This window comes from Mycobacterium sp. SMC-14 (assembly GCF_046250075.1).
Classification (GTDB): domain Bacteria; phylum Actinomycetota; class Actinomycetes; order Mycobacteriales; family Mycobacteriaceae; genus Mycobacterium.
On sequence record NZ_CP176429.1, the window covers coordinates 428,133 to 440,204 of the forward strand.

A 12,072-nucleotide genomic window follows, 5' to 3' on the forward strand; every position below is an offset into this window, starting at 1 on the left:
GCGCGCAAGTTCCCCGACGCCAGCTGTTTACGGCCATCGGACCTAGAACGTGCTCATCGGGCGCACCGCATTGGCTGTGTCGACCAGCCGGTAGCGATGCTCCTGGGTGGGCGCCAACCGGGCCAGGGCGCGCAGCGCCATCTCCACACCGAGTCGCAGCCCGTGCTCGGTGAACGGGAAACCCAGGATGTGGTTCGTGCTGGCCTCGTGCTCGGTCAACCAGTCCATCGCGGCACCCAGGACCAGCGCCCGGATCTGCAATACCCGCGGTTCGGTGTCCGGCAGCGCCTCTACCCGGCGTGCGGCGTCACGGATCTGGGCCTCGCTGATCTCGCTGGATGAACGCCCCGACAGCAACGTCACCGCACTGGTCAACCGTGCGGTAGTGAAATGCCTTGAGGTAGCGGGCACTTCGTCAAGGGTGCGAACCGCTGCAGTCCGGTCGGCTTCTACCGAGAGGGCGCGGGCCAGGCCAAAGGCGGCCGAGATCACGCTGTCGTCGGTGCGCCACACCGACTCGTAGAAGCCGCGCTCGTCTTCGGTTCCGGCCAGTTCGGCGGTGGCGGCCAAGGCCATCTTCGGTGCCAGCTCGCCGGGGAACATGTCGAGTACCTCGGTGAAATCCTTACGGGCTGCCTCGTAGTCGCCGGTGAGCAGCTCGGCTACCCCCCGGAACCAGACCAGCCGCCATCGCCAACCCACCTGCTCGGCCAGTTCGTCGAGCTTGCTGGTGGCCTTGGTGACGTTGCCGAGGTCGAGCAGTGCACGCACCTCCATCAACGGCAGTCCGATGGACTCCGACAAATCGATGCCGTCGGATTCCAGTGAGCTGTTCCGTACCGCCCGCAGCGAATCCAGCGTCTGCACCGGCTCGCTGAGCTCCATCGACGACAACAACGGGGCGGCAACGTCACCCGGGTCGATCAGCGGAACCTGCAAGGCGGTCACGATCTCACGTGCCGTCAGATTCTGGGAGTGCACGTGCCCGTCGAGGTAGACGTCGGTGTGCGCGACCAGCAGGTGCTCACCGAAGGTAGACCGCGAGCGGGTGAACACCGTCGACAACCCGGGCCGTGGTGTCCCGGTGTCGCGCGCGACCACTTCGCGCAGCACGCCCATCAGCTGCGCGGACATCTCCTCGGCGGAGGTGAAGCGTCGGCGCGGGTCGGGATCGATGGCCCGGCGCAGCAGCCGGCGGTAGGAGTCGTACTTCTTGAGCACCGGGTCGTCGTCGGGCAGTCCCTCGACGTAGCGCCCGTCACGAGTGCGGAGCTTCAGCGTGAGCGCGGCCAGGGTCCGGCCCACGGTGTAGATGTCGGTGGCGACGGTGGGCCCGGTGCGAACGATGTCGGGCGCCTGAAAGCCCGGGGTGCCGTAGAGGTAGCCGAACGAGTTGATGCGTGCCACCGCGCCGAGGTCGATCAGCTTCAGCTGCTCCTCGGTGAGCACGATGTTCTCCGGCTTGAGGTCGTTGTAGACCAGCCCCAGAGAATGCAGATAGCCCAGTGCGGGAAGGATTTCCAGCATGTAGGCGATGGCTTGCGCCACCGGCAGCCGGGTGCCGCGGCGCTGTTTGAGCGACTGGCCGCCGACGTACTCCATGACGATGTAGCCGACCGGGTCGCCGTGGGAGTCCGGGTGCTGGACGAAGTTGAAGATCTTGACGATCGACGGGTGGGTCACCTCGGCGAGGAACTGCCGCTCGGCCATCGCGATGGCCTGCGCCTCGGCGTCGCCGGAATGCACCAGGCCTTTGAGTACCACCGGGCGCTCATTGACGTTGTGGTCGACCGCCAGGTACACCCAGCCCAGACCGCCGTGGGCCACGCAGCCCTTGATCTCGTACTGTCCAGCGACCATATCGCCTGGTTTCAGCTGCGGCAGAAAAGAATACGGACTTCCGCAGTGCGGGCACCAGCCTTCGGAGGCGCCCTTCGCCTCTCCGGTGGATCGGCCCACCGGCCGGCCGCAGTTCCAGCAGAATCGCTTGGACTCGGCGACCTCCGGATTTTCCATGAGCGCGGCGAGGGGATCGATCGGGGGGACCCGAGGGATCTCCACCAGGCCACCGCCCAAACGCCGTCGCGGAGCGACGGTGCGCACCACCGTCGTGTCGTGGGATTCGGCCGAGCCCGCGGAGTGCGAACCCTCCCGTGGCCGAAAGATCGCTTGGGTCGACATCGGCCGGCGTACCGACGACGATTCGGCCAGCACGTCGGCCCGCTGGGTGGCCGGGCCGTCGTCGTCCAGCTCGGCCGCGGCCTGGTCCGGTGCATCGGCATCGTGCTCGCTGCGCTCCTCAGCGTCGCTGCGCTCCTCAGCGTCGCTGCGCTCCTCATCGTCGCTGCGCTCCTCATCGTCGCGGCCGTGCCTGCTGCGCCGCTCCTCAGCGTCGCTGCGCTCCTCATCGTCGCGGCGCGCCATCAGTCCGAGTACCTCGGTGTCGGTGGCAACGGCGCCGGCCCCAGCACCGTCAACCACTTGCGGTACAAGGTGTTCCACGTGCCGTCGCGGCGGATGCGCTCCAGGGTTCCGTTGACGAAACGCACCAGCCCGGTGTTATTCAGGTTGATCCCGATGCCGTAGGGCTCTTCGTCCATGCTCGGACCGACGATGTGCAGATACGGGTCTTGGGCCATCAGTCCGGCCAAGATCGAGTCGTCGGTGCTGACGGCGTCGACCTGACGCTGTTGCAGCGCCACCAGGCAGTCGGCCCAGTTCACCACCGAAACGATGATCGGGGCGGGTGTGATGTTGCGGATCCGCCGCAGCGAGGTGGTGCCCTGCGCGACACAGACCCGTTTGCCGGAGAGGTCCGCGGCCTGGCGGATCGCGGAGTCGCGCGGCACCAGCAGACGCTGGTTGGCCACGAGATAGACCGTCGAGAAGTTCACCAGCTCGCGTCGGCCGCAGGTGATGCTCATGGTCTTGACCACGATATCGACTTCGGACTTCTGCAGGGCCGCGATCCGTTCGGCCGACGCCAGGATTCGGTATTCGACCTGCGAAGGCGTACCGAAGATGTCGCGGGCCACCTCCCCGGCGATGTCAACGTCGAAACCGGTGATCTCACCGGTGATCGGATCCCGGAAGCTGAACAGGTTGCTGCCGATGTCCAGCCCGACGATCAGCCGGCCGCGGTGGCGGATCTTGGCCACCGCGGCGTCCGCTTCGGCCTTGTTGTGGAACGGGCGCAGGCTGGCGGTGGCGTCGCAGTCCTCGGTGCGCGGGCCGGGAGGGCGCGGCGCCTCGGGCGCCAGCTCCTCCATGCCGGCCGGAGTGGGCGGCGGCAGCGTCGGCATCGCGGTCGCCGTCACGAACTCGGTGCGGCCGCATCCGGTCAGGCCGGACAGCACCAATGCCGCACTCAGTGCGCACAGCAGCAACCGGGGCCGACGGCGTTTCATCATCTGTACTCGTTCAGTCGAGGCCACAACCCGAGCGCGACCGCGATCGCGGCACCCATGCTGAGTACCGCGCCCCCGACCGGGGCCACCGACAGTACCCGGCGGGCGTTGAGGACATCGCCGCGCAGCTGATTGCGACTGTGCTGCAGCGCCTTGTCCAGGGCCGCGTCGAGCTGGTCGAACGCCGGCGTCGAGTCATCGCCGCTGCCGCCCAGCGCTACCTGGGTGGCGGCCCGGTAGTTGCCGACGCTGATGTAGGCGTTCATCCGGTCATTGGCCTGCCGCCACCGGGCCAGCAGCTGTCCGGCGTTGGCCAGGTCGGCCTTGTCCACGGCGTCGCCGCGGTCCAGGTAACCCTCCAGCTGCTCCTGCATCATGTCGAGGCGCTGGTAGAAGGTCTGCTTGCGGGTCTCCTCGTCACCGCGCCGGATCAGCGACAGGGTCTCGTCGGCACGCGCCTGCTGCGCGGTGATCGCCAGGTTGGTGATCGCCTTGAGTGATTCGGCGCCGGTGTCCTTGGCGTTGCGACTGCCCGCGGTGGAGATCACCAGCACCGTTCCGACCCAGATGATCATCAGCAGGATCGCCAGGCCGCCGGCGACCAGGCCGGGATTGATGCGCCGCCGGGTGTGCCGGGCCAGCCAGCGGTGTGCGAACGCGCCGAACAGCACGGTGGTCGCCACCACCAGGATCACCGGGGCCGGCACCCGCGTCGACGCCGTGGTCTGAAGGTCCACGGTCGCCGACGTGGCCTGGTAGAGGCGCTGGGCGTCGGGGAGGATGGTGTGTTGCATCAGCTCGGAGGCTTCCGACAGGTACGACGAGCCGACCGGATCTCCTGAGCGGTTGTTGGTGCGAGCGGTCTCGATCAGCCCGGTGTAGACGGCCAGCTGCGCATTGATTCGCCCCAGCAGCTGCAGCAGTGGTTCGTCGTCCAGACCGCCGGAGGCTCTGGTCACCGCCACCGCGGCGGCGGTGATGGCTTGTTCGTAGCGTTCCCGCACCGCACGCGGTTCGCCCTGAGCGATGAATGCGGTGGCAGCTGCGGCGTCGGCGACCGACAGGGTGGTGTAGAGCTGCCCGGCGGCATACGCCAACGGCTCGGTGTGGTCGAGAACCGTGGTCAGGGTGTTCTGCCGGTTGTTGATCGCGCTCGCGGTGGCGAAAGCGCTGATGCCGCCGAGGGCGGCGAGGATGAGTCCGATGGCGAGAATGCGTCCGGGGGTGGTGGTGAAGAACCACCAGCGGGGTCGGGCCGGTTCGGTCGGTGACCGTAACCCCGCCGGCTCGGTTGACGGGTGCGCCAACTCAACGGTCACGTCTGTTCTTCACTCCATCCCTGTGCGGCTGCTCGCGGCACCAACGATAATAAAGGGATTCTAAGAGCGAGGGCGGTGTCTGCGCGTCCTCTCGACGCGGTTGTTGTCAAAAACGTCGCGTGATCTCGCCAGAACCGAGACCTTGCCCGCCCCGATACGCTTCCAAGCGTGCGTGGTGACGGCGATGGGTGGGCGTTTTCCGATACTGGCGTCCGCTTCTGGGGCCGGCACGGTGCGGCAGGCCTGTTGCTGCGGGCGCCCCGCCCCGATGGCTCCCGCACCGTGCTGCTGCAGCATCGCGCCTGGTGGAGTCACCAGGGCGGCACCTGGGCGCTGCCCGGCGGCGCCCGCGACAGTCATGAGACTGTGGAAGAGGCCGCCATCCGCGAGGCGCAGGAGGAGGCTGGCCTGCCCGCCGATCGGATCGTGGTGCGCGCGGCCGTGGTGACCGCGTCGGCCAGCGGCACCACCTGGACCTACACCACCGTGGTCGCCGACGCCGACGAATTGCTGCCGGTGGTGCCCAACGGGGAGAGCACCGAACTGCGGTGGGTCGACGAACATGAGGTCGCCGGGCTGCCGTTGCATCCGGGGTTCGCCGCCAGCTGGGAGCTGCTGCGCGGCGTGTGACGTCGGCAATGACGGTCCGGCGCGGCGAACGTGTACTCAGGGCGAAAAATGCTGGGAAAACTCGCGCTCAGTGCACGCTCGGTGCGAGCCCGGCCCGCAAGGCCGCCGCGGCCGCCCGAGGATCCTCGGCGGCGGTGATCGCCCGGACCACCACCAGCCGGTCTGCGCCGGCGGCCAGCACCTGCGGCAACCGCTCGATGTCGATGCCGCCGATGGCGAACCACGGCTTGGTGCTGGGCTGCGCGGCGTTAGTGGCGAACCGCACCAGCTCCAGGCCCGGTGCAGACCGGCCCGGTTTGGTCGGGGTGGGCCAGCACGGCCCGGTGCAGAAGTAGTCGACAGGTTCGGCCAGGGCCGCGGCGACCTGATCGCGGTCGTGGGTCGAGCGGCCGATCAGCACCTCGGGCCCGATGACCTCCCGCGCCGCCGGCAGCGGCAGGTCGTCCTGGCCCAGGTGCAGCACGTCGGCGCCCGCGGCGCGGGCAATGTCGGCGCGGTCGTTGACCGCCAGCAGTGCCCCGTGCCGCCGCGCGGCATCGGCCAGGATCTCCAGCGCCGCCAATTCGCCGAGCGCCTCCAGCGGACCGAACCGCTGCTCGCCCGGCGAACCCTTGTCGCGCAGCTGGATGATGTCGACGCCTCCGGCCAGGGCGGCGTCGGCGAACTCGGCCAGGTCACCGCGTTCCCGGCGGGCATCGGTGCACAGGTAGAGCCGGGCATCAGCGAGTCGGGCGAGACGGTCGGAGCGTTTGTGCACACCGCGACGCTAGCGGCTAGCTTGGTGTGTTGACACGCGAGCAGGTGGAAGGGAGCAGCACATGCCCGAACCCTCGCTCGGTTCGCTGGCCGTGATCGGCGGCGGCGTCATCGGGCTGTCGGTGGCCCGGCAGGCCGCCCGGGCCGGGTGGACGGTGCGGGTGCACTGCACCGGCGAGCCCGGCGGTTCAGCGAGGCTCGACGGAGGAGAGGCGAAGCTGGGAGCGCCGTATCAACCAGGTGCCTCCTGGGTGGCCGGCGGCATGTTGGCCCCACACAGTGAAGGCTGGCCGGGCGAGGATCAGCATTTGCGGCTGGGGTTGCGCTCGCTGGAGTTGTGGCACGACTTCCTCGACGGGCTGCCGGCCCACCTTGTCACCGCGCGCGAATCGCTGGTGGTGGCCGCCGACCGGGCCGACGTGGCCGACCTGCGCACCGTAGCCGACTGGCTCTCCGCCCAAGGCCATCCGGTGATCTGGGAGTCCGCCGCCCGCGACGTCGAACCTCTGCTGGCCGGCGGTATTCGGCATGGTTTCCGGGCGCCCACCGAACTGGCCGTCGACAACCGCGCGGTGGTCACCGCGCTGGTCGACGCCTGCGAGGAACTCGGCGTGACTTGGGCTCCGCCGGTGCGTGACCTCGCCGAGGTGGCCGCCGATGACGCCGTCGTGATCGCTAACGGCATCGACGCCCCCGCACTGTGGCCCGGCTTGGCGATCCGGCCGGTCAAGGGCGAGGTGCTGCGGCTGCGCTGGCGTAAAGGCTGCCTGCCCCCGCCGCAGCGGGTGATCCGCGCCCGGGTGCACGGCCGGGCGGTTTACCTGGTGCCGCGCCCCGACGGCGTGGTGGTGGGGGCCACCCAGTACGAGCACGGCCGGGACACCGCACCGGCGGTCTCCGGAGTGCGCGACCTGCTTGACGACGCCTGCGCGCTGGTCCCGGCGTTGGGCGAGTACGAGCTGGCCGAATGTGCCGCGGGCCTGCGGCCCATGACGCCGGACAATCTACCGCTGGTGCACCGTCTCGACGAACGGACCTATGTCGCTGCCGGGCACGGCCGCAACGGGTTCCTGTTGGCGCCGTGGACCGCCGAACAGGTTGTGTCCGAACTACTTCCGGTTGGAGTGCAACGATGATCATCAATGTCAACCAGAAGCAGGTAGAAGTGGCCGAGGCGACCACGGTCGCGACGCTGCTTGCTTCGATGGGTTATCCCGACCGCGGCATCGCGGTGGCGGTGGACCAAGCGGTGCTGCCGAAATCGCGTTGGGCCACTGCGCTGTCCGACGGTGCCTGTCTCGATGTGGTGACGGCGGTGCAAGGTGGTTGATGACGCGAAGCTGACCATTGCCGGGCGAGAGTTCAGCTCCCGGCTCATCATGGGAACCGGTGGGGCGCAAAGCTTGACATCGCTGGAAGAAGCGTTGGTGGCTTCCGGCACCGAGCTGACCACGGTCGCGATGCGCCGCGTCGACACCGAAGGCGGTACCGGCATGCTAGATCTGCTGAGTCGGCTGGGTATCACGCCACTGCCCAACACCGCCGGCTGCCGTAGTGCCGCTGAAGCGGTGCTGACGGCCCAGTTGGCGCGTGAGGCGCTCGGTACCGAATGGGTCAAGCTGGAGGTGATCGGCGACGAGCGCACCCTGCTGCCCGACGGCATCGAATTGGTGCGCGCCGCAGAACAATTGGTCGACGACGGGTTTGTGGTGTTGCCCTACACCAATGACGACCCGGTGCTGGCCCGTCGGCTCGAAGACGCCGGATGCGCGGCCGTGATGCCGCTGGGATCGCCGATCGGCACCGGGCTGGGCATCGCCAACCCGCACAGCATCGAGATGATCGTTGCCGCCGCCGGGGTGCCGGTGGTGCTCGACGCGGGGATCGGCACCGCCAGCGATGCCGCGCTGGCGATGGAACTGGGATGCGATGCGGTGCTGCTGGCCACCGCGGTGACCCGGGCGACCGACCCGCCCGCGATGGCCGCGGCGATGGCCGCCGCTGTCACCGCGGGGTATCTGGCGCGCCGCGCCGGACGTATTCCGAAGCGGTTCTGGGCGCAGGCGTCGAGTCCCGCCCTGTGATGCCCACCGAGTGTGAACATCGCGACGCGTCGGCGGCGTGTCGCGTCGCGAGATTCACACTCGGCGGAAGCGGCCGATCGTGAAACGCTATGTCGCCCTCGGAAGTTCGATGGCGGCCGGCCCCGGGATCCGGCCTCGCGCCGCGGGCGCGCCCCCGGCGTCGGGCCGCTCGGCGCGCAACTACCCGCACTTGGTTGCCCAGGCGCTGAACCTCGACCTGGTGGACGTCACGTTCTCCGGCGCCACGACCGCCCATCTGTGCAGCGAACGCCAACATGGTGCGCCGCCGCAGATCGAGGCTCTCGACGGTTCGGAATCCCTGGTGACCATCACCATCGGCGGCAACGACGTCGGCTATGTGCCGCTGTTGATGGCCGCGACGCTGCCCAGGGTCTTTCGGCGGCTGCCGGCCATCGCCGGCCTGCTGGATCCCGGGCAGCGCGAGCAGGCACTGGATGAGGTCGAAGCAGCACTGCGAGCGGTCGGCGCGGCAGTGCGGGACCGCGCACCGCGCGCTCGGGTGCTCTTCGTCGACTACCTGACCCTGCTGCCTCCGGCCGGGGTCCGGGCCGGGCGACTGCCGCAGGACGTCGTGACCCTGGCCCGCCACATCGCCGATCGACTGGAGCGCCACACCGCCGCAGCGGCGGCGGCCACCGACTGTGAGATCGTCCGCGCCGGACAGGCCAGCCGTGAGCACCACCCGTGGTCGGCGCGGCCCTGGACGGTGGGCGCGGGCGTGCCGCTGCCCTGGCGGCCGTGGCCCTTTCACCCCAACGCCGCGGGGATGGCCGCAGTCGCCGAGTTGCTCGCCGTGCAGGCTGGCGGCCGGGCCTGACTTCACCCGTGCTGCGCACCCACTAACGTGGACGCGGTGGAGTACAAGTCGAAGTTAATCCCTGCCCTCGGCGTTGTGTTGGTCGGTGCGCTGTTCAGCGCCGGCTGCAGCCGCACCCCGGAAAACACCGAGCAGGGAGCGGATCCCGCAGCGGCCGCTGAGTTCGCCAGCAGCCTGCGCGACAAGGTCACCGTCGACGCCATGATGGCCCACCTCCAGAAGCTGCAGGACATCGCCGACGCCAACAACGGCACCCGGGCCATCGGCACCCCGGGCTACGACGCCAGCGTCGAGTACGTGGCCAGCGCCCTGCGCGATCACGGCTTCGACGTGGCGACCCCGGAGTTCACCGCCCGGGTGTTCAAGTCCGAACCGGGCTCGGTGCACCTCGGCGACAAGACCGTCGAGGCCCGCGCGCTGATGTACAGCCTCGGCACCGCGCCTGAGGGTGTCACCGGCCCGCTGGTCGCGGCGCCGGCCGACGACAGCCCGGGCTGCAGCGCCGAAGACTATGAGGGGCTCACGGTCAAGGACGCCGTCGTGCTGGTCGATCGCGGCACTTGTCCGTTCAAGGAGAAGATGGCCGTCGCCGTGGAGTTGGGCGCGGTGGCGATGGTGGTGGCCGACAGCGTCGACGAACCGAAGATGGGCGGCACCCTGGGCGAGCAGACCGAGGTCAAGGTTCCGGTGGTGAGCGTGACCAAGGCCGACGGCGCGATGCTGCGGGACGGGCACGGGGCGATGACGGTCAAGCTCGACGCGCACACCGACGACATCCCGTCGCGCAATGTGATCGCGCAGACCAAGACCGGGTCGACCGAGAACGTGGTGATGCTCGGGGCTCACCTGGACAGCGTTCCGGAGGGTCCGGGCATCAACGACAACGGCTCCGGCGTTGCCGCGGTGCTGGAAACCGCTTTGCAGTTGGGTGATTCGCCGCAGGTGCGCAACGCGGTGCGGTTCGGTTTCTGGGGCGCCGAGGAGCTCGGCCTGATCGGCTCGCGGAAGTACGTCGAGTCGCTCGACGTGGAGCAGCTCAAGAACATCGCGCTGTACCTGAACTTCGACATGCTGGGCTCGCCGAATCCGGGCTACTTCACCTATGACGGCGACCAATCGCTGCCGGTGGACAAGCGGGGCCAGCCGGTGGTGCCGGAAGGTTCGGCGGGCATCGAGCGGACCATGGTCGCCTATCTCAAGTCGGCCGGCAAGGAGCCCCAGGACACCTCATTCGACGGACGGTCCGACTATGACGGGTTCACCCAGGCCGGTATCCCGTCGGGCGGGTTGTTCTCCGGCGCGGAGGTCAAGAAGTCGCCCGAGGAAGCCAAACTGTGGGGCGGCGCCGCCGATGAGCCCTTCGACCCGAACTATCACCAGAAGGGCGACACCATCGAGAACATCGACCGCGACGAACTGGCCATCAATGGCGGCGGCGTGCCCTACTCCGTCGGCTTGTATGCCCAGGATCTCAGCGGCCGCAACGGGGTCCCGGTGCGAGACGATCGCACCCGCCACGCCGTCACCCAGCCATGATCCGTCCGGCCGCAGCCCTGCTGGTCGCCGTCGGCGTGCTGGCGGGCTGCGCGCCGGAGCCGGTCTCGCCCCCGCTGTCGAATCGGCTGGCCGGTCAGGTCACCGTTGGCGCGATGCTTGCGCACCTGCAGCGCCTGCAGGAGATCGCTGACGCACACCAGCGGAATCGGGCCGACGGCACACCGGGGTTCGACGCCAGTGCCGACTACGTGGCCAATGCCCTGCGGGACAAGGGCTTCGAGGTGGCGACACCGGAGCTCATCAGGCTGGACACCGTCTCGGCCGGCAAGCCCACGCTGACCGTCGCCGGGATCGGCTACTCGGTCGATCAGGCCTCGCTGCTGGTGCGCACTCCGGCCGGTGGGGTCAGCGGTCCGGTGGTCCGCCCGACGCGCTCGTCGGGCTGCGCGGCGGCCGACTATCCCCCGAAAGTGCCCCGCGGGGGGATCGCCGTGGTCAGCGACGCCGGCTGTTCGGTGGTGGTCAAGCAGAACGTGGCCGCCGAGCATGGCGCCGCCGCACTGGTCGTGGTGAGCCTGCCGAGCCGCAACGGAGCTCCTGCCGGATTGTTCCCGCCCGAGTACTACGACCACCTCACCATGCCGGTGGCGGTGGCCGGGCGCGACGGCGACAGCGCGCTGCGGCGCACCACCGGGAAGGTGCGGCTGGTGCTGGATGCCAACACCGTGAAGATCACTTCCCGCAATGTCGTGGCGCAGACGAAAACCGGCTCTGAGCATGAGGTCGTGATGGTCGGGGCGCACCTGGACGGTGCACCGGGCGGGCCGGGAATCAACGACAACGGCTCTGGGGTGGCCGCGGTGTTGGAGACCGCGCTGCAGCTGGGCCCGGAGCCGGCTGTGACCAATGCGGTCCGCTTTGCGTTCTGGGGCGCCGAGGAACAACAGCTCGGCGGTTCCAGCGACTACGTCTTCGGGCTCGACCGCGACCAGCTCAACGACATCGCGCTGTACCTCAATTTCGACATGCTCGCCTCGCCCAATCCTGGCTTCTTCACCTATGACGGAGACCAGTCCGCGCTGCCGAGCCGCGACATCACCCCCGCTGACGTGCCGGTGGGGTCGGCCGGTATCGAACGCACCCTGTCCGGTTACCTCAACCTGGTGGGCGTGCGGCCCGCCGACATGCCGCTGAGCAGTGACACCGACTACAGCCCGTTTGTGGTGGCCGGGGTGCCGATCGGGGGCATCACCACCGGTGCCTCTCAACTCAAGACCACCGCACAGGCCCGACTGTGGGGTGGAAAGCCCGGAGCGGCGTTCGACCCGAACTACCACGGCCCCGGCGACACGGTCGAACAGATCAATCAGCACGCATTGGCGCTAACCGGTGCCGCGGTGGCGTTCACAGTGGCAAACTATGCGCAGTCCATCGGCGGCCCCAATGGTGTCCCGGCGCGCGATAAGCGTCATCGGGCTCCGCTGGGGCCGTAGTCCCGCATTGGGCGGGCATCGGTACACGTACGGGCGGGCTCTATATTG

At 69.0% G+C, this 12,072-nt stretch carries 11 protein-coding genes; 7 read left to right on the top strand and 4 right to left on the bottom strand.

Features of this window, described 5'->3' with window-relative positions:
• Window positions 1-42: 42 nt before the first annotated feature.
• From ACKY0W_RS02050 to glnX, 3 genes are read right to left on the bottom strand one after another with little or no spacing between them, the layout of a single operon-like run.
• Window positions 43-2,481 carry a serine/threonine-protein kinase PknG gene (locus ACKY0W_RS02050; protein ID WP_409436190.1) on the bottom strand — a complete coding sequence of 813 codons (2,439 nt, stop codon included), beginning with the start codon at window positions 2,479-2,481 and terminating at the stop codon, window positions 43-45.
• The gene (locus tag ACKY0W_RS02055) at window positions 2,424-3,410 is read right to left on the bottom strand and encodes a glutamate ABC transporter substrate-binding protein (protein WP_409436191.1); all 987 of its coding nucleotides are present in this window, start codon (window positions 3,408-3,410) and stop codon (window positions 2,424-2,426) included. Before ACKY0W_RS02055 ends, ACKY0W_RS02050 begins: the two co-directional genes overlap by 58 nt.
• Window positions 3,407-4,726, bottom strand: a complete 1,320-nt coding sequence (glnX, locus tag ACKY0W_RS02060; RefSeq protein ID WP_406756538.1) for a protein kinase G-activating protein GlnX — start codon at window positions 4,724-4,726, stop codon at window positions 3,407-3,409. Before glnX ends, ACKY0W_RS02055 begins: the two co-directional genes overlap by 4 nt.
• A gap of 168 nt (window positions 4,727-4,894) precedes the next feature.
• Here glnX and ACKY0W_RS02065 point away from each other — a divergent pair, with 168 nt between their 5' ends.
• Window positions 4,895-5,356 carry an NUDIX hydrolase gene (locus ACKY0W_RS02065; RefSeq protein WP_406756537.1) on the top strand — a complete coding sequence of 154 codons (462 nt, stop codon included), beginning with the start codon at window positions 4,895-4,897 and terminating at the stop codon, window positions 5,354-5,356.
• A gap of 67 nt (window positions 5,357-5,423) precedes the next feature.
• Here ACKY0W_RS02065 and thiE read toward each other — a convergent pair whose 3' ends face one another.
• On the bottom strand, window positions 5,424-6,113 hold the full coding sequence (thiE, locus tag ACKY0W_RS02070; protein WP_409436192.1) for a thiamine phosphate synthase: 690 nt from the start codon (window positions 6,111-6,113) through the stop codon (window positions 5,424-5,426).
• 61 nt (window positions 6,114-6,174) lie between these two features.
• On the opposite strand from thiE, the gene thiO reads away from it, so the two are divergent.
• The 6 genes from thiO to ACKY0W_RS02100 all read left to right on the top strand — a co-directional run bounded on the left by thiO (window position 6,175) and on the right by ACKY0W_RS02100 (window position 12,024).
• Window positions 6,175-7,248, top strand: coding sequence for a glycine oxidase ThiO (gene thiO, locus ACKY0W_RS02075; protein ID WP_409436193.1), 1,074 nt, complete (start codon window positions 6,175-6,177; stop codon window positions 7,246-7,248).
• Window positions 7,245-7,442: a sulfur carrier protein ThiS gene (thiS, locus tag ACKY0W_RS02080; RefSeq protein WP_046286680.1), complete on the top strand. Its 198-nt coding sequence runs from the start codon at window positions 7,245-7,247 to the stop codon at window positions 7,440-7,442. The genes thiO and thiS overlap by 4 nt, the downstream gene beginning before the upstream one ends.
• Window positions 7,435-8,196: a thiazole synthase gene (locus ACKY0W_RS02085; RefSeq protein WP_409436194.1), complete on the top strand. Its 762-nt coding sequence runs from the start codon at window positions 7,435-7,437 to the stop codon at window positions 8,194-8,196. The genes thiS and ACKY0W_RS02085 overlap by 8 nt, the downstream gene beginning before the upstream one ends.
• Before the next feature lie 79 nt (window positions 8,197-8,275).
• A complete protein-coding gene (locus tag ACKY0W_RS02090; RefSeq protein WP_409436195.1) occupies window positions 8,276-9,034 on the top strand; it encodes an SGNH/GDSL hydrolase family protein in 759 nt (252 codons plus the stop codon).
• Window positions 9,035-9,070: 36 nt separating this feature from the next.
• Complete coding sequence (locus ACKY0W_RS02095; protein WP_409436196.1) at window positions 9,071-10,570, top strand: M28 family metallopeptidase; 1,500 nt, start codon at window positions 9,071-9,073, stop codon at window positions 10,568-10,570.
• Window positions 10,567-12,024, top strand: coding sequence for a M28 family peptidase (locus tag ACKY0W_RS02100; protein ID WP_409436197.1), 1,458 nt, complete (start codon window positions 10,567-10,569; stop codon window positions 12,022-12,024). Before ACKY0W_RS02095 ends, ACKY0W_RS02100 begins: the two co-directional genes overlap by 4 nt.
• Window positions 12,025-12,072: the final 48 nt, after the last annotated feature.